The sequence below is a fragment of the Klebsiella sp. JB_Kp042 genome (assembly GCF_040065275.1).
GTDB lineage: Bacteria > Pseudomonadota > Gammaproteobacteria > Enterobacterales > Enterobacteriaceae > Klebsiella > Klebsiella quasipneumoniae.
Genome location: NZ_JBEAJL010000026.1, coordinates 144,451 through 162,247, shown reverse-complemented (window position 1 = coordinate 162,247; position 17,797 = coordinate 144,451). Strand labels below are relative to the sequence as shown.

Sequence of the window (17,797 nt, the reverse complement as noted above, 5' to 3'; positions counted from 1 at the left end):
ACCCCCGGTATTCTCCGGCATTTGCATTCATTCATATTAACTATGCTGCACACGATCTCCAGGCAACGCGCCACGTTCATCTTTATCATTATACTGCTCTGTTTTATTGGCCTTTTCAGTCCAGTTCAGGGCCGCGCCGCGGACCTCCCTGACCGGGCGGAGGTGCAGAGTCAGCTCAATACATTAAACAAGCAAAAAGAACTGACTCCGCAGGATAAACTGGTCCAGCAGGATTTGACCCAGACCCTGGAAACGCTGGATAAAATCGATCGCATCAAGAGCGAGACGACGCAGCTCCGCCAGCAGGTCGAGCAAGCCCCGGCGAAGCTGCGCCAGGCGGTGGACAGCCTTAACAATCTGAGCGATGTCCCGAACGACGATGCGACGCGCAAAACGCTGAGCACGCTCTCCCTGCGTCAGCTGGAATCACGCGTCACCCAAACGCTGGACGATCTGCAGAATGCGCAAAACGATCTGGCGACCTACAACAGCCAGTTGGTTTCCCTGCAAACGCAGCCGGAACGCGTGCAAAATGCGATGTACAAAGCCTCCCAGCAGCTGCAGCAGATCCGCAATCGTCTGAATGGCACCTCGGTGGGGGATGAGACTCTGCGTCCGACCCAGCAGGTGCTGCTGCAGGCCCAGCAGGCGTTGCTTAACGCGCAGATCGAGCAGCAGCGCAAGAGCCTCGAAGGCAATACGGTGCTGCAGGATACCCTGCAGAAGCAGCGTGACTACGTCACCGCCTGGAGCAACCGGCTGGAGCATCAGCTGCAGCTGCTGCAGGAGGCGGTGAACAGCAAGCGGCTGACCCTGACTGAGAAAACCGCCCAGGAGGCGGTCACGCCCGACGAAACGGCGCGTATTCAGGCCAACCCGCTGGTCAAGCAGGAGCTGGATATCAACCACCAGCTGAGCGAGAAGCTGATTCAGGCGACGGAGAACGGCAACCAGCTGGTGCAGCGCAATATTCAGGTGAAGAACTGGCTCGACCGCGCCCTGCAGTCTGAACGGGATATTAAAGAGCAAATTTCCGTGCTCAAGGGCAGCCTGCTGCTGTCGCGCATTCTCTACCAGCAGCAGCAGACTCTGCCGTCGGCGGATGAGCTGCAGGATATGACCAATCGCATTGCCGATCTGCGGCTCGAACAGTTCGAGGTGAATCAGAAACGCGACGCGCTGTTCCAGAGCGATGCCTATGTCGCCAAGCTGGAAGAGGGGCACAGCGCTGAAGTAAACGATGAAGTGCACGCCGCGCTGCTGGAAGTGATCGACATGCGCCGGGAGCTGCTCGACCAGTTCAATAAACAGCTGGGGAATCAGCTGATGATGGCCATCAACCTGCAGATCAACCAGCAGCAGCTGATGAGCGTCTCGAGCAGCCTGAAAGAAATTCTGACCCAGCAAATTTTCTGGGTGAACAGCAATAAACCGATGGACTGGGAGTGGATTAAGGCCTTCCCGGAAGCGCTGAAAGGTCAGTTTAAGGCGATGAAAATCACCGTGAACTGGGAAAAAGCGTGGCCGGCGGTGTTTGTCGCTTTTCTTGCCGGATTACCGCTGCTGCTGATTGCCGGCCTGATCCGCTGGCGTTTGCAGTGGCTCAAGGATTATCAGGCAAAGCTTGCCTCCCAGGTAGGCCAGCTGCGGAATGATACCCAACTGCATACGCCGAAGGCGATCCTTATCGACCTGATCCGCGCCTTACCGGTGGTGCTGGTGATTCTGGCGATTGGCCTGATCTTACTCACCATGCAGCTCAATATCAGTGCTCTACTGTGGGCATACAGTAAAAAGCTGGCGATGTTCTGGCTGGTGTTTGGCCTGTGCTGGAAAGTGCTGGAAAAGAACGGCGTAGCGGTCAGCCACTTTAATATGCCGGCGCAATTGACCAGCCACTGGCGGCGGCAGATTGTTCGCGTCAGCCTGGCGCTGCTGCCGCTGAATTTCTGGTCGGTGATTTCCGAGCTGTCGCCGCTGAACCTGATGGACGACGTGCTGGGGCAGCTGGTGATTTTCTTCAACTTACTGCTGATAGCGGTGCTGGTCTGGCCGATGTGCCGGGAAAGCTGGCGCGATAAAGAGTCGCACAGCCTGCGCCTGCTGACGATCACGGTGCTGTCTATCGTTCCGGTGGCCCTGATGGTGCTGACGGCGACCGGCTACTTCTACACCACGCTGCGCCTGGCGGGACGCTGGATCGAGACCGTCTATCTGGTCATGATCTGGAACCTGCTGTACCAGACTGTGCTGCGCGGCCTGAGCGTGGCGGCGCGGCGCATCGCCTGGCGCCGGGCGCTGGCGCGCCGTCAGCATCTGGTGAAGGAGGGCGCGGAAGGCGCCGAGCCGCAGGAGGAGCCGACTATCGCCCTCGAGCAGGTCAACCAGCAGACGTTACGCATCACCATGCTGGTGATGATCGCGCTGTTCGCGGTCATGTTCTGGGCGATTTGGTCGGATTTGATCACCGTTTTCGCCTATCTCGACAGCATTACCCTCTGGCATTACAACGGCACCGAGGCAGGGGCCAGCGTGGTGCGCAGCGTTACGATGGGCAGCCTGCTGTTTGCCATTGTGGCGTCGATGGTTGCCTGGGCGCTGATCCGCAACCTGCCGGGGCTGCTGGAGGTGCTGGTCCTGTCGCGGCTCAACATGCGCCAGGGGACTTCCTACGCCATTACCACCATTCTTAACTATGCGATTATCGCCATCGGGGCGATGACGGTATTCGGGTCGCTGGGCGTCTCATGGGATAAACTGCAATGGCTGGCGGCCGCGCTGTCGGTTGGTTTAGGTTTTGGTCTGCAGGAGATCTTCGGTAACTTCGTCTCCGGCCTGATTATTCTGTTCGAACGTCCGGTGCGCATTGGGGATACGGTGACTATCGGCACCTTCTCCGGTACGGTAAGCAAAATCCGTATTCGCGCCACCACCATCACCGACTTCGATCGCAAAGAGGTGATCATCCCGAACAAGGCGTTCGTTACCGAGCGCTTGATCAACTGGTCGCTCTCCGACACCGTGACCCGCGTGGTGATCCGCCTCGGCGTCGCCTACGGTTCCGATCTGGATAAGGTGAAGGAGGTGCTGCTGAAGGTCGCGCACGATCATCCGAAAGTGATGCAGGAGCCAGCGCCAGCGGTCTTCTTCACCACCTTCGGGGCCAGTACCCTGGATCATGAACTGCGTCTGTATGTCCGTGAACTGCGCGATCGCAGCTACACGGTGGATGAGCTCAACCGCGCCATCGACCGTCTGTGCCGGGAGAATGACATCAACATTGCCTTTAACCAGCTGGAAGTCCATCTGCGAAATGAAAAGGGCGACGAGGTCACGGAAGTGAAGCGGGACGGAAAGGGTGACGATTTAGCTCCCTCCGTCGCGTCTTAACTGAAAAGGGGCGGCGCAAAGCCGCCCCTGCTGCATCAGGGCGTCAGCGCGGCGAGCTCTTCGTCGCTAAGCCCGGTGAGTTCCCGCACGATTTGACGTTCGAGGCCGCGCGCCAGCATTCTGGCGGCGATGCTGCGAGTGGCTTCCTGTTCGCCCTCCTGCTGCCCCTGTTTACGGCCTTTCTCTTCCAGCCATTCGGCAATGGTCATCATCAGCTCCTTATGTCTGGGCGACTGCGCCGCCAGCGCGCGGATCAGCGCCCCCGGATGTTCCGTGGTACCCGCCTGCAACATATAGCGCAGCAGCGTATTTAACTGCGCTTCTGTCAGATAGCCTTGCGTCATCAGCGCAATCAGCGGCACCTGCAGCTCGGCCAGATCGCGATGGCGGATATGCTTTTGCAACAGCTCCAGCATGGCCATACGCCGATGACGGACGATCTGATTATCTGGCATAATGGTGAGGTCCACCAGCGGAAAATCACCGCTATAGAGCGCCTTCGCCAGCGCCGGTTCGGCGAATAGCTGTTGCCAGTTGCGGGGCCAGGGCCAGGGGCTGGCCTTGCCGTGATAAAACAGAATTGGTACCACCAGCGGCAGCGTGTCGTGGCCAGCGTCCAGATGACGCTGCATGGCGGCCAGCGCGTAGCGCAGCAGGCGAAACGCCATCAGCTTGTCCGGGGTACTCTGGTGCTCAATCAGCGCGTAAACATAGCCCGGTCCGTGGCGGGTGCGCAGTGAGTAAAGGATATCGGAATAGCTGGCGCGCAGGTCCTCTTCAACAAAGCTACCGGAGACCAGCTGCAGTGAATCCAGCTCGCAAATTGCCAGAAACGGCGCGGGCAGATACAGCTGCAGGAAATCCTTCGCCACCGCCTGATGCATCAGCATCTGGCGAAAAACCGCATCGTGCGGGGTTTGACTGACCTTTTCCATCAATATTGCCTCCATCGGCGTCATGCGCAGAGGACCACTCTGCCAGCACGTCGTCGTGGGCAACATCTTACTTCTGCGGCGTTTGCGAGGCGCTTTCCGCGTTTTTTAACTTGTTTGCATAATCCCGCCTGACAATTTCCAGCGCGTCCAGCACCGTTTGCGCCGGGATCTGATGCGACTCCAGCAACATGATTAAATCGACGGCCAGTTTGACCTCATCGGGGGCATTTTCCAGCGACATCGGACTCTCCTGTTAGCGCGTCAGCCGCGCCAGTACGTTTTCAATCTTGTCCAGCGCCTGTCGACAGCGCGCCAGCCGTCCGCTGTAGACCTCGACTTCGCTGGCCAGCCGCTGCTGCTCGTCAAGGCTGGTAGCCTGCGTCAGCTGGCGCTGGCGTTGGTCGCGCATCGCCAGCAGGCGGCGCTCATACTCCTGATGCTGCAGGCGACGGCGCTGCCAGCGGCTCAGCGTTGGCGAGGCATGGTCCCAACTGCGCAGCGACCAGGTGGCGGTTTCGCGACGCAGCGCGGCGATTTGCGCCGCCAGCCGCTCGGCGATCCAGGCTACCTGCGGCAGCTGCTGGCGCTCGACGGCCTGGCGGAGCTGGCTGAAGTTGTGTTGGGCTTCCGCCAGATAGGCCTGCATCAGCGTGCTGCGGGTGTGGAAGAGCTGGCGGTCAAAGCGCGGGCTGAGGGTCGCGTGCTCCGCCAGCGGCGCCACCAGCGCGGCCAGCTCGCTGAGCTGATTGTTCAGCGTTTGTAAAAGTTGAGCTGTTTTCACCCACCCCCTCCATTTTCCATCAGCCAACTGTGCTACAGTAGCCGTATCTGTTTGATAACGATTCGCATTATGCCACCTGTTATTTTAACCATTATCGGCTGGCTGGCGGTAGCGCTGGGTACGCTGGGCGTTTTCTTACCGTTGCTGCCGACGACGCCGTTTATTCTGCTCGCCGCCTGGTGCTTTGCCCGCTCATCGCCGCGCTTTCACCAGTGGCTGCTGTATCGCTCATGGTTCGGCGGCTATCTTCGCCACTGGCAGCAGTACCGCGCCATGCCCCGCGGCGCCAAACCGCGCGCCATTGCCATGATCGTAGCGACTTTTGCTATTTCACTGTGGCTGGTTAAGCTTACGTGGGTGCGCATTATGCTGTTGGTCATTCTGGCCTGTCTGCTGATCTTTATGTGGCGCATTCCGGTGGTTGACGCAAAGCAACAAAAGCACTGATGCGCAATAAAGCCTGTTGCAATTGTTGCTGACAGCCAGTAAATTCTGGCGTTTTCGAGCGCGGGTAAGCCTGGTCAAAGGTTAAACAAATGTTTCTTTGGCCCCTTTTGCACGCCCGTGGGTAACACCGTTTCAATCAGGCATACACTTATGACCGCAACTGCACAGCAGCTTGAATATCTGAAGAACAGCATCCAGAGTATCGAGGATTATCCAAAACCTGGCATTCTTTTCCGCGATGTCACCAGTTTACTGGAAGACCCGAAAGCTTACGCGCTCAGCATTGAACTGCTGACCGAGCGCTACAAAGACGCGGGAATTACCAAAGTGGTAGGGACTGAGGCGCGTGGCTTCCTTTTCGGCGCACCGGTTGCGCTGGCGCTGGGCGTGGGCTTTGTTCCGGTACGCAAGCCGCGTAAGTTGCCGCGTGAAACCATCGCTGAGAGCTATGAGCTGGAGTACGGCACCGATCAGCTGGAGATCCACGTTGACGCCATCAAACCGGGCGACAAAGTGCTGGTGGTGGACGATCTGCTGGCGACCGGCGGAACCATCGACGCGACGGTCAAACTGATCCGCCGTCTCGGCGGCGAAGTACAGGATGCCGCTTTCATTATCAATCTCTTCGATCTGGGCGGCGAACAGCGCCTGGAGAAGCTGGGGGTCCACTGCTACAGTCTGGTGCCGTTCCCGGGCCACTAAGCAAATCCCTCCACATAGCCTCGCCGATCGGGCGGGGCTGTGATAGCATGACCCCTTCGTGATTTCACCTTCCAGCGTTTCAGAGCCAGCCCATGAGTTATCAGGTCTTAGCCCGTAAATGGCGCCCACAAACCTTTGCTGACGTCGTCGGCCAGGAACATGTGCTGACCGCACTGGCGAACGGCTTGTCGTTAGGGCGCATTCATCACGCTTATCTCTTTTCCGGTACCCGCGGGGTCGGTAAGACTTCCATCGCCCGCCTGCTGGCGAAAGGGTTAAACTGTGAAACCGGCATCACCGCCACCCCCTGCGGCATGTGCGATAACTGCCGGGAAATAGAACAGGGGCGCTTTGTCGATCTGATTGAGATTGACGCCGCCTCGCGAACCAAAGTCGAAGATACTCGCGACCTGCTGGATAACGTCCAGTACGCGCCGGCCCGCGGCCGCTTTAAGGTCTATCTCATCGACGAAGTCCATATGCTGTCGCGCCACAGCTTCAACGCGTTATTAAAGACGCTGGAGGAGCCGCCGGCGCACGTCAAATTCCTGCTGGCGACGACGGATCCGCAGAAGCTGCCGGTGACGATCTTATCCCGCTGCCTGCAGTTCCACCTGAAGGCGCTGGACGTTGAACAGATCCGCCATCAGCTGGAGCATATTCTTGGCGAAGAGCAGATTGCCTTCGAGCCCCGCGCGCTGCAGCTTCTGTCGCGCGCCGCCGACGGCAGCCTGCGTGATGCCTTAAGTCTGACCGATCAGGCTATTGCCAGTGGAGAAGGGCAACTGACGGCGGCGTCGGTGAGCGCCATGCTCGGCACCCTCGATGACGATCAGGCGCTGTCGCTGATTGAAGCCCTGGTCGCCGCCGATGGCGAGCGGGTCATGGCGGGCGTCAATGACGCCGCCGCGCGCGGCGTTGAATGGGAGGCGCTGCTGGTGGAGATGCAGAGCCTGCTGCACCGCATCGCCATGGTTCAGCTGTCCCCTTCAGCGCTGGGCGCCGACATGGCCGCGGTCGAAGTGCGAATGCGCGAACTGGCGCGCACCGTACCGCCGGGCGACGTTCAGCTCTACTACCAAACGCTGCTGATTGGCCGCAAAGAGCTGCCCTATGCCCCGGACCGGCGGATGGGCGTCGAAATGACGCTGCTGCGCGCCCTGGCGTTTCATCCGCGTAAGCCGCTGCCCGAGCCGGAGGTGCAGCCGGCACTGGCCGCCGCGCCCGCGCCGCGCCAGCCGGTTTCCCCCGCAGCGCCGCCGCCGCAGCCGTCGCAGAGTTTGCCGCCGACCACCAGCCAGGTGCTGGCGGCCCGCAGCCACCTGCAGCGCAGCCAGGGAGCAACCACCCCAAAAAAGAGTGAACCGGCAGCCGCTTCCCGCGCGCGGCCGGTGAATAACGCTGCGCTGGAGCGACTGAGTTCGATTACCGAGCGCGTCCAGGCTCGTCCGGCCGCGGCGGCGCTGGAGCAGGCCCCGGCGAAGAAAGAGGCCTATCGCTGGAAGGCGACGACGGTGGTTGAAGAGACCAAAGTCGAAGTCGCCACGCCTAAAGCGCTGAAAAAAGCGCTGGAGCATGAAAAAACGCCGGAGCTGGCGGCTAAGCTTGCCGTTGAAGCGGTCGAGCGCGACAGCTGGGCGGCGGAAGTGAGCCAGCTGGCGGTACCGAAGCTGGTCGAGCAGGTGGCGCTCAACGCGTGGAAAGAGCAGGAGGGCAATCGCGTCTGTCTGCATCTGCGCCCCAGTCAGCGCCACCTCAATTCCGCCGGCGCGCAGCAAAAGCTGGCTGAAGCGCTGGGGGTGTTGTACGGTACGCCGGTTGAATTGACCATCGTGGAAGACGATAATCCCGCGATGCGCACGCCGCTGGAGTGGCGGCAGGCTATTTATGAAGAGAAGCTCGCGCAGGCGCGCGACGCGATTATTGCGGATAATAACATTCAGACCCTGCGTCGTTTCTTCGACGCCGATCTGGATGAAGAGAGTATCCGCCCCATTTGACTGCAAGTTTGACTTGCAGTCAGTACCTTTAATGATGACTGACTGAGAGAGAAGCCTATGTTTGGTGGAAAAGGCGGCCTGGGTAACCTGATGAAGCAGGCCCAGCAGATGCAAGACAAAATGCAGAAGATGCAGGAAGAGATCGCTCAGCTGGAAGTGACCGGCGAGTCCGGCGCGGGTCTGGTGAAAGTGACCATCAACGGCGCGCACAACTGCCGCCGCGTGGAGATCGACCCAAGCCTGCTGGAAGATGACAAAGAGATGCTGGAAGATCTGGTGGCTGCCGCGTTCAACGACGCCGCGCGCCGTATCGAAGAGACCCAGAAAGAGAAGATGGCTTCCGTCTCTGCCGGTATGCAGCTGCCGCCAGGCTTCAAGATGCCGTTCTGATGCAAACCAGCCCGCTGTTAACTCAGCTTATGGAAGCGCTGCGCTGTCTGCCGGGCGTCGGCCCGAAGTCCGCGCAGCGCATGGCGTTTACCCTGCTGCAGCGCGATCGCAGCGGCGGGATGCGTCTGGCGCAGGCGCTGACGCGCGCGATGTCGGAGATCGGCCACTGCGCCGATTGCCGCACCTTCACCGAGCAGGAGGTGTGCAATATCTGCAGCAACCCGCGTCGCCAGGAAAACGGCCAAATCTGCGTGGTGGAGAGTCCGGCGGACATTTACGCCATTGAGCAGACCGGGCAGTATTCCGGCCGCTACTTCGTGCTGATGGGGCACCTGTCGCCGCTCGACGGCATCGGGCCTGACGACATCGGGCTCGATCGCCTGGAACAACGGCTGGAGGCGGAGTCGATCACCGAGGTGATCCTTGCCACCAACCCGACCGTTGAGGGCGAGGCGACGGCCAACTACATCGCAGAGCTGTGCGCGCAGTATGGCGTCGACGCCAGCCGAATCGCCCACGGCGTGCCGGTGGGCGGCGAGCTGGAGATGGTCGACGGCACCACGCTGTCCCACTCGCTGGCCGGTCGCCACAAGATTACTTTCTGAACAAATGGAGGCGGCCATCGCCGCCTCCGCTTGAAAAATTTCCCCGCTGTCCCCATCTCCCACTCAACGGTTTTTTACCCATTTAAAATGGCATTGTTGAGGTTGAATCAGATGAAAGGACAAGAAACTCGTGGTTTTCAGTCAGAAGTAAAACAGCTTCTGCACCTGATGATCCATTCCCTCTATTCCAACAAAGAAATCTTTCTGCGTGAGCTGATTTCCAACGCCTCTGATGCGGCCGATAAGCTGCGTTTCCGCGCGCTGTCGCAGCCGGATTTGTATGAGGGAGACGGCGAGCTGCGCGTGCGGGTTTCGTTTGATAAAGACAACCGTACCCTGACCATCGCCGATAACGGTATCGGCATGAACCGGGAAGAGGTTATCGATCATCTCGGCACCATCGCCAAATCCGGCACCAAAGCGTTCCTGGAATCCATGGGTTCCGACCAGGCAAAAGATAGCCAGCTGATTGGCCAGTTCGGCGTCGGCTTCTATTCGGCCTTCATCGTGGCGGATAAAGTGACCGTGCGCACCCGTGCGGCAGGCGATAAACCTGAAAACGGCGTGTTCTGGGAATCCGCCGGCGAAGGGGAATATACCGTGGCCGACATCACCAAAGCCGATCGCGGGACCGAAATCACCCTGCATCTGCGCGAAGGTGAGGACGATTTCCTCAACGACTGGCGCGTGCGCTCCATCATCAGCAAGTATTCCGATCATATCGCGCTGCCGGTTGAGATTGAAAAACAGGAAGAGAAAGACGGCGAAACCGTTATCAGCTGGGAAAAAATCAACAAGGCGCAGGCCCTGTGGACCCGCAGCAAGTCTGAAGTTAACGACGACGAGTACAAAGAGTTCTACAAGCACATTGCCCATGACTACAGCGACCCGCTGACCTGGAGCCACAACCGCGTGGAAGGTAAGCAGGAGTACACCAGCCTGCTGTATATCCCGTCGCAGGCGCCTTGGGATATGTGGAACCGCGATCATAAACACGGCCTGAAGCTGTACGTCCAGCGCGTGTTCATTATGGACGACGCCGAGCAGTTTATGCCGAACTACCTGCGCTTCGTACGCGGCCTGATAGACTCCAACGATCTGCCGCTGAACGTCTCCCGTGAAATCCTGCAGGACAGCAGCGTGACCCGTAACCTGCGCACCGCGCTGACCAAACGCGCGCTGCAGATGCTGGATAAGCTGGCGAAAGACGACGCCGAAAAATATCAGACCTTCTGGAAACAGTTCGGCCTGGTGCTGAAAGAGGGCCCGGCGGAAGATCCGAGCAACCAGGAGGCGATCGCCAAACTGCTGCGCTTCGCGACCACCCATACCGACTCCTCCGCGCAGACCGTGTCGCTGGAAGAGTACGTCTCGCGTATGAAAGACGGTCAGGAGAAGATCTACTACATCACTGCCGACAGCTATGCGGCGGCGAAAAGCAGCCCACACCTCGAACTGCTGCGTAAGAAAGGGATCGAAGTGCTGCTGCTCTCCGATCGCATCGACGAGTGGATGATGAGCTACCTGACCGAATTCGACGGCAAAGCGTTCCAGTCTGTCGCTAAAGCCGACGAGTCGCTGGACAAACTGGCGGACGAAGTGGACGAGTCCACCAAAGAAGCCGAAAAAGCGCTGGAGCCGTTCGTTGAGCGTGTGAAAAACCTGCTTGGCGACCGGGTCAAAGAGGTGCGTCTGACCCATCGTCTGACCGACACCCCGGCGATTGTCACCACCGATGCCGACGAGATGAGCACCCAGATGGCGAAGCTGTTCGCGGCTGCGGGCCAGGCGGCGCCGGAAGTGAAATACATCTTCGAACTGAACCCGGCGCATCAGCTGGTGAAACGCGCAGCCGATACCCAGGATGACGCGCAGTTCGGCGAATGGGTGGAACTGCTGCTGGATCAGGCGCTGCTGGCCGAGCGCGGCACGCTGGAAGATCCGAACCAGTTTATCCGCCGTATGAACCAGCTGCTGGCTTCCTGACGCGAACCTGAATGAGTAGCCCGGCCGAGCGACGCGACGCCGGGAACGGGATAAATGCCCCGTCTGAGCGATTTGCTCCGGCGGGGCATTTCACATTGGATGGCATAAAATATCTCACCATTAACCGTTTCAGCCGCACCGCCTTCCTTGAGCCATCGCCGTTCTGGTGGTATGGTTTAGCGTTTTTGAAAAATTGAATCGACTTTTGAGGGGATTTTCGTAATGCGTATTATTCTGCTTGGCGCTCCGGGCGCGGGTAAAGGAACTCAGGCTCAGTTCATCATGGAGAAATACGGTATTCCGCAAATCTCCACCGGCGATATGCTGCGCGCTGCGGTAAAATCCGGCTCCGAGCTCGGTAAGCAAGCGAAAGACATCATGGACGCCGGCAAGCTGGTGACCGATGAGCTGGTTATCGCGCTGGTTAAAGAGCGTATCGCCCAGGAAGATTGCCGTAACGGCTTCCTGCTGGACGGCTTCCCGCGCACTATTCCGCAGGCTGACGCCATGAAAGAAGCGGGCATTACCGTTGATTACGTGCTGGAATTCGATGTGCCGGACGAACTGATCGTCGACCGCATCGTTGGCCGTCGCGTTCACGCGGCATCCGGTCGCGTATACCACATCAAATTTAATCCGCCGAAGGTGGAAGGCAAAGACGACGTGACCGGCGAAGAGCTGACCACCCGTAAAGACGACCAGGAAGAGACCGTGCGTAAGCGTCTGGTGGAATATCATCAGATGACGGCGCCGCTGATCGGCTACTACACCAAAGAAGCGCAGGCGGGCAACACCAAATACGCCAAAGTCGACGGCACCAAAGCGGTGGCTGACGTGCGCGCCGAACTGGAAAAAATCCTCGGCTGATAAAGCCTTTTCTCATCCTGCTGCGGCAGGATGAGAACTTCTCTCATTCCTACCTTTTGCTATGATTGGTTCCGTTTAGCGCCATTTCAGCTACAATTGGCTGCGATTCAAATGGTTAAGAGGCGGTAATGCATCAGACGAAAACAGGTATCTTGCTGGCCAATTTAGGCACTCCCGATGCGCCCACCCCCGGTGCGGTGAAGCGCTATCTGCGACAATTCCTCAGCGACAAACGGGTGGTGGATACGTCTCGTCTGCTATGGTGGCCGCTGCTGCGCGGCGTCATACTGCCGATTCGCTCTCCCCGCGTGGCTAAACTCTATCAGTCCGTCTGGATGGAAGAGGGGTCGCCGCTGATGGTATACAGCCGTCGTCAGCAGCAGGCGCTGGCCGCCAGACTGCCGGATACCCCGGTGGCGCTGGGTATGAGCTATGGATCGCCGTCGCTGGCCAGCGCGGTGGATGATTTACTGGCGCAGGGGGTGGGGCACATCGTAGTGCTGCCGCTGTATCCACAATATTCCTGCTCGACGGTGGCTGCCGTCTGGGATGAGCTGGCGCGGATCCTCGCGAAGAAACGCGCCATTCCCGGTATCTCGTTTATTCGCGATTACGCCGGGCACCCGGACTATATCCATGCCCTGGCGGCCAGCGTGCGCGCCTCGTTTGCCGTTCATGGGGAACCGGATCTGCTGCTGCTCTCCTATCATGGGATCCCGCAGCGCTATGCCAATCAAGGGGATGATTATCCTCAGCGCTGTCGCGATACCACGCGGGAACTGGTCTCCGCGCTGGGGCTGCCGCCGGAGCGGGTGATGATGACCTTCCAGTCGCGCTTTGGTCGGGAACCCTGGCTGACGCCGTACACCGATGAGACGCTGAAGATGCTCGGCGAGAAAGGGACGAAGCATATTCAGGTGCTGTGCCCGGGGTTTGCCGCCGACTGTCTCGAAACGCTGGAAGAGATCGCCGTCCAGAACCGGGAAATATTCCTCGAAGCGGGCGGAAAGCAATATGAATACATTCCGGCGCTTAACGCGGACGCCGCGCATATTGAGATGATGGTCAACCTGACGGCGCCTTATCGCTGATCGCGCGCAGGGCGGGGAATATGCTACTATTTCCCGCTTGTTCCCTGTTATTTAAGCGCCACTATGAAATTTCCCGGTAAACGCAAATCCAAACACTATTTTCCCGTTAACGCCCGCGATCCGCTGCTGCAGCAAATTCAGCCGGAGAATGAATCCAGCGTCTCCTGGGTGGTGGGTATCGACCAGACGCTGGTGGATATCGAAGCGAAAGTGGATGAGGCGTTTATCGTGCGCTACGGCCTGAGCGCGGGCCACTCGCTGGTGATTGAAGATGACGTCGCTGAGGCGCTGTACCAGGAGCTGGTGCGCAATAATCTTATTACCCATCAGTTTGCCGGCGGCACGATCGGCAATACCATGCACAACTACTCGGTGCTGGCGGACGATCGCTCGGTGTTGCTTGGCGTCATGTGCAGCAATATCGAAATCGGCGGCTATGCCTATCGCTACCTGTGCAATACCTCCAGCCGTACCGATCTGAACTATCTGCAGGGCGTCGACGGCGCCATTGGCCGCTGCTTCACCCTGATCAGCGACAGCGGCGAGCGCACCTTCGCCATCAGCCCGGGTCATATGAACAAGCTGCGCCCGGAAAGCATTCCGGAAGCGGTGATCGCCGGCGCCTCGGCGCTGGTGCTGACCTCCTACCTGGTACGCTGCAAGCCGGGCGAGCCGATGCCGGACGCGACGATGAAAGCCATCGAGTATGCCAAAAAGCATGATGTGCCGGTGGTGTTGACTCTTGGAACCAAATACGTGATTGCCGATAACCCGGCGTGGTGGCAGCAGTTCCTGCAGGAGCATGTCTCGATTCTGGCGATGAATGAAGAGGAAGGGGAAGCGCTGACCGGCTTTGCCGATCCGCTGTCGGCGGCGGATAAAGCGCTGGACTGGGTCGACCTGGTGCTGTGCACCGCCGGACCGGCGGGGCTGTATATGGCGGGCTTCACTGAAGAAGAGGCGAAGCGTAAGACCCAGCATCCGCTGCTGCCGGGGGCGATCCCGGAATTTAACCAGTTCGAATTCAGTCGCGCGATGCGTCACCAGGACTGCGTCAATCCGCTGCGGATTTATTCGCATATTGCGCCGTATATGGGTGGCCCGGAGAAGATCATGAACACCAACGGCGCAGGGGACGGCGCGCTGGCGGCGCTGCTGCATGACATCACCGCCAATAACTACCATCGCAATAACGTCCCCAACTCCAGCAAACACAAATGCAAATGGCTGACCTACTCCTCGCTGGCGCAGGTGTGTAAATATGCCAACCGCGTAAGCTATCAGGTGCTGAACCAGCACTCGCCGCGCTTAACCCGCGGCCTGCCGGAACGTGAGGACAGCCTGGAAGAGGCGTACTGGGATCGGTAAGCGAGTCCCTCTCCCGACGGGAGAGGGCAGAACATCAGCCGGTGACCACTTCACCGGCGGGTGGCGTTTCCAGAAGCTGCAGCATGGCGCGGGCAATTTCCCGCTCGCCCATCACCACCTGATTGGCCCCACGGTCGATAATGTAATCCACTTCGTCATCATAATGGGCGCGGGCGATAATCTCGATATGCGGACATTTTTCCCGTGCGGAAGCGACAATCTCGCCGGCCTCGTAGCCGTTGGGAATGGTCAGCAGCAGCCAGCGGGCGCAGTCGAGATGCGCCAGCTCCATGATCTCTTCATTGGCGGCATTGCCCAGCACCGCGCTGATCCCGCGCTCGCGTAGCTCATCCACGCGGGTGCGCGAGGTTTCAACCACCACCAGCGGGATCCCCTGGGCCATCAGCTTCTCGCCCAGCAGGCTGCCGACGCGGCCAAAACCGACCAGCAGCGCGTGGTTGCAGATATCGACCGGCACCTGCTTCTCGTCTTCCAGCACCTCTTCCAGGGTCTGCTCGTCGAGGGTTTCGGTTTTATCGAGATATTTCTCCAGCAGAGTGAACAGTACCGGGTTGAGCATAATCGAGATGATCGCTCCGGCCAGCACCAGGTTTTGCCCGGCCTGCGGCAGCAGGTTAAGCGCCATCCCCAGGCCGGCGAGAATAAAGGCAAATTCACCAATCTGCGCCAGGCTGGCGGCAATGGTCAATGCGGTACGCGGCGAGTGGCCAAACATACGCACGAGGAAAAAGGCGGCTGCGGATTTACCAAAGATAATGATCGCCAGCGTCGCCAGCACCGCCAGCGGCTGCTGGACCAGCACCATCGGGTCAAACAGCATGCCGACGGAGACAAAGAACAGCACCGCGAAGGCGTCGCGCAGCGGCAGGGTGTCATGAGCGGCACGGTGGCTCAGCTCGGATTCGTTAAGCACCATGCCGGCAAAGAAGGCGCCGAGGGCGAAGGAGACATCAAACAGCTCCACGGCGCCGAAGGCGATGCCCAGCGCCAGGGCCAGCACCGACAGGGTGAACAGCTCGCGCGAGCCGGTGGCCGCGCTGCGCGACATGATCCACGGCACCAGCCGACGGCCGACCAGCATCATAATGGCGATAAAGGCCACCACTTTGCCAATGGTGATCCCGAGGTCGAGGGCCAGGGAAGCGAAGCCGAGGTTGCCTTTCTCCGCCATACCGGCCACCGCCGGCAGCAGGACCAGCGTCAGGACCATCACCAGGTCTTCCACAATCAGCCAGCCGATGGCGATCTGCCCGCGCTGACTGTCAATCAGCTGTCGTTCCTCCAGGGCGCGCAGCAGCACCACGGTACTGGCGGTGGAGAGGCACAGACCAAAGACGATGCCGGTCATCAGCGACCAGCCAAGGGCGGCGGAGAGCGCCATACCCAACAGCGTCGCCACGGCTATCTGGGCGATGGCCCCGGGAATGGCGATCGACTTTACCGCCATCAGATCCTTGAGGGAGAAATGCAGGCCGACGCCGAACATCAGCAGGATCACGCCGAGCTCCGCCAGTTCCGGAGCCAGTTTGGTGTCAGCAACAAAGCCAGGGGTGAAAGGTCCGGACAGCACGCCCGCTAAGAGATATCCCACCAGAGGAGAAATACGTAGCTTATTGGCAATCATGCCGAGAATAAAGGCGAGCACGAGGCCGCCGACAATGGTGGTGATTAGCGGTGTTGCGTGGTGCATTCCGTCTCCTTTCCAGTGGTGAATCGGTCCATTTTGCTACCCTGTCCGCGTAATAGTTTATGACAAAAACGTTCACTTTGTTTATGAATAATTCTTGAATTGTGCAAAAAAATGCAATTGGCCGCTGAAAAGGCACAGAAGGAAAAATCGAGAGAGGAATGCGCGCATCAGGCCGATGGCGCAAGGGGTAACGGCGGCCAGCGTTACACTTTGGCCGCCGGATAATCAGGCTTTTTGCCGGTTATCAGGAAGAAATATCGTCAGGAATCCCAGCAGCGGCAGGAAGGCGCAGATTTTATATACCAGGTCGATGCTGGTATGGTCCGCCAGCAGGCCCAGCACCGCGGCGCCAAGGCCGCCCATACCAAAGGCGAAGCCGAAAAACAGGCCTGAAACCATGCCGATACGTCCCGGCAGCAGCTCCTGGGCATAGACCAGAATAGCGGAGAAGGCCGAGGCGAGGATAAAACCAATGATCACCGTTAAAATCCCGGTCCATTCAAGGCTGGCATAGGGTAAAACAAGGGTGAAAGGCGCCACGCCGAGGATAGAGCCCCAAATAACATATTTTCGTCCAATCTTATCGCCAACGGGCCCGCCAATCACCGTCCCGGCGGCCACCGCGAACAGGAAGGCAAACAGATGCAGCTGGGCGTTTTGCACCGATAAGCCGAACTTATGCATCAGATAAAAGGTGTAATAGCTGCTGATGCTCGCCATATAGAAGTATTTCGAGAAAATCAGCATCAGCAGAATACCTACCGCCAGAATCACCTTATTGCGCGGCAGCGGATTGACGATCGCCGGCTTCGGTTTGCCCTTATTCATCCGATGCTGCGCGGCGTACCAGCGGCTGATTTGCGACAGCACGACGATAGCCAGCAGGGCGGCCAGCACGAACCAGGCGACGTTGCCTTTACCATACGGGGCGATGATCACCGCCGCCAGCAGCGGGCCAAGCGAACTGCCGAAGTTGCCGCCGACCTGGAACAGCGACTGGGCCAGGCCGTGACGGCCGCCGGAGGCCATTCGCGCCACGCGGGATGATTCCGGATGGAAAACCGAGGAGCCGGTACCCACCAGCGCGGCGGCCAGCAGCACCATACCGAAGCTACCGGCCAGCGCCAGCAGGATCAAACCGCAGAGGGTAAAGCACATGCCCACCGGCAGCGACCACGGCATCGATCGTTTATCGGTGATGTAGCCAATCACCGGCTGGAACAGCGATGAGGTGAGCTGGAAGGTGAGGGTGATCATCCCAATCTGCACGAAGGTAAGGGAGAACTCGGCCTGCAGCAGCGGGTAGATAGCGAGTATGAGCGACTGGATCATATCGTTAAGCAAATGGGACAGGCTGATCGCGCCTAAGATGCCAAACGAGGTGCGTGCTTTTTGCGGCGGCGCGTCGGTACTGGGTAAGGTCTGAGCGGATTGGTTGGTTGTCATAGGTTCACTTCAGCGAGTTCGATTTGTTGTAGAGAATGCAGGTTGTTACCCTAAATAATTCGAGTTGCAGGCAGGCGG

15 protein-coding genes and 1 other annotated feature are annotated in these 17,797 nt (G+C 59.1%); of the genes, 10 read left to right on the top strand and 5 right to left on the bottom strand.

Features of this window, described 5'->3' with window-relative positions:
* Positions 1-42 precede the first annotated feature (42 nt).
* Positions 43-3,390, top strand: coding sequence for a mechanosensitive channel MscK (gene mscK, locus ABLV54_RS09080; RefSeq protein ID WP_044521298.1), 3,348 nt, complete (start codon positions 43-45; stop codon positions 3,388-3,390).
* Between the two features lie 35 nt (positions 3,391-3,425).
* Here the strand turns inward: mscK and ABLV54_RS09075 are convergent, their stop codons facing one another.
* The 3 genes from ABLV54_RS09075 to priC all read right to left on the bottom strand — a co-directional run bounded on the left by ABLV54_RS09075 (position 3,426) and on the right by priC (position 5,106).
* Positions 3,426-4,325, bottom strand: a complete 900-nt coding sequence (locus ABLV54_RS09075; protein WP_050533073.1) for an Rpn family recombination-promoting nuclease/putative transposase — start codon at positions 4,323-4,325, stop codon at positions 3,426-3,428.
* Between the two features lie 67 nt (positions 4,326-4,392).
* Positions 4,393-4,566 (bottom strand): pleiotropic regulatory protein RsmS, encoded by a 174-nt coding sequence (rsmS, locus tag ABLV54_RS09070; protein ID WP_004204742.1) that lies wholly within the window; start codon positions 4,564-4,566, stop codon positions 4,393-4,395.
* Between the two features lie 12 nt (positions 4,567-4,578).
* A complete protein-coding gene (priC, locus tag ABLV54_RS09065) occupies positions 4,579-5,106 on the bottom strand; it encodes a primosomal replication protein N'' (RefSeq protein ID WP_048296890.1) in 528 nt (175 codons plus the stop codon).
* Positions 5,107-5,175: 69 nt separating this feature from the next.
* Between priC and ABLV54_RS09060 the strand changes: the two genes are divergently transcribed.
* From ABLV54_RS09060 to ABLV54_RS09020, 9 genes are all read left to right on the top strand, one after another.
* On the top strand, positions 5,176-5,553 hold the full coding sequence (locus ABLV54_RS09060; RefSeq protein ID WP_004204740.1) for a DUF454 family protein: 378 nt from the start codon (positions 5,176-5,178) through the stop codon (positions 5,551-5,553).
* Between the two features lie 150 nt (positions 5,554-5,703).
* The gene (gene apt, locus ABLV54_RS09055) at positions 5,704-6,255 is read left to right on the top strand and encodes an adenine phosphoribosyltransferase (protein ID WP_023288650.1); all 552 of its coding nucleotides are present in this window, start codon (positions 5,704-5,706) and stop codon (positions 6,253-6,255) included.
* A 92-nt stretch (positions 6,256-6,347) separates the two neighbouring features.
* A complete protein-coding gene (gene dnaX / locus ABLV54_RS09050; protein WP_050533072.1) occupies positions 6,348-8,255 on the top strand; it encodes a DNA polymerase III subunit gamma/tau in 1,908 nt (635 codons plus the stop codon).
* Positions 7,588-7,652: a sequence feature (DnaX frameshifting element), on the top strand. Its footprint overlaps the gene before it by 65 nt.
* Before the next feature lie 57 nt (positions 8,256-8,312).
* Positions 8,313-8,645 (top strand): YbaB/EbfC family nucleoid-associated protein, encoded by a 333-nt coding sequence (locus tag ABLV54_RS09045; RefSeq protein WP_008805448.1) that lies wholly within the window; start codon positions 8,313-8,315, stop codon positions 8,643-8,645.
* The gene (gene recR, locus ABLV54_RS09040; RefSeq protein WP_002892177.1) at positions 8,645-9,250 is read left to right on the top strand and encodes a recombination mediator RecR; all 606 of its coding nucleotides are present in this window, start codon (positions 8,645-8,647) and stop codon (positions 9,248-9,250) included. Before ABLV54_RS09045 ends, recR begins: the two co-directional genes overlap by 1 nt.
* Before the next feature lie 111 nt (positions 9,251-9,361).
* Positions 9,362-11,236 carry a molecular chaperone HtpG gene (htpG, locus tag ABLV54_RS09035; protein ID WP_023288652.1) on the top strand — a complete coding sequence of 625 codons (1,875 nt, stop codon included), beginning with the start codon at positions 9,362-9,364 and terminating at the stop codon, positions 11,234-11,236.
* A 222-nt stretch (positions 11,237-11,458) separates the two neighbouring features.
* Entirely contained in the window at positions 11,459-12,103 is a 645-nt protein-coding gene (adk, locus tag ABLV54_RS09030; RefSeq protein ID WP_002892184.1) for an adenylate kinase, read from the top strand.
* A gap of 128 nt (positions 12,104-12,231) precedes the next feature.
* Positions 12,232-13,194, top strand: a complete 963-nt coding sequence (gene hemH / locus ABLV54_RS09025) for a ferrochelatase (RefSeq protein ID WP_023288653.1) — start codon at positions 12,232-12,234, stop codon at positions 13,192-13,194.
* Positions 13,195-13,257: 63 nt separating this feature from the next.
* Complete coding sequence (locus ABLV54_RS09020; protein WP_032454205.1) at positions 13,258-14,562, top strand: inosine/guanosine kinase; 1,305 nt, start codon at positions 13,258-13,260, stop codon at positions 14,560-14,562.
* 34 nt (positions 14,563-14,596) lie between these two features.
* On the opposite strand, the gene ybaL is transcribed toward ABLV54_RS09020, so the two are convergent.
* Positions 14,597-16,273: a YbaL family putative K(+) efflux transporter gene (gene ybaL / locus ABLV54_RS09015; RefSeq protein ID WP_023288655.1), complete on the bottom strand. Its 1,677-nt coding sequence runs from the start codon at positions 16,271-16,273 to the stop codon at positions 14,597-14,599.
* Between the two features lie 225 nt (positions 16,274-16,498).
* A complete protein-coding gene (locus ABLV54_RS09010; RefSeq protein ID WP_023288656.1) occupies positions 16,499-17,719 on the bottom strand; it encodes an MFS transporter in 1,221 nt (406 codons plus the stop codon).
* Positions 17,720-17,797: the final 78 nt, after the last annotated feature.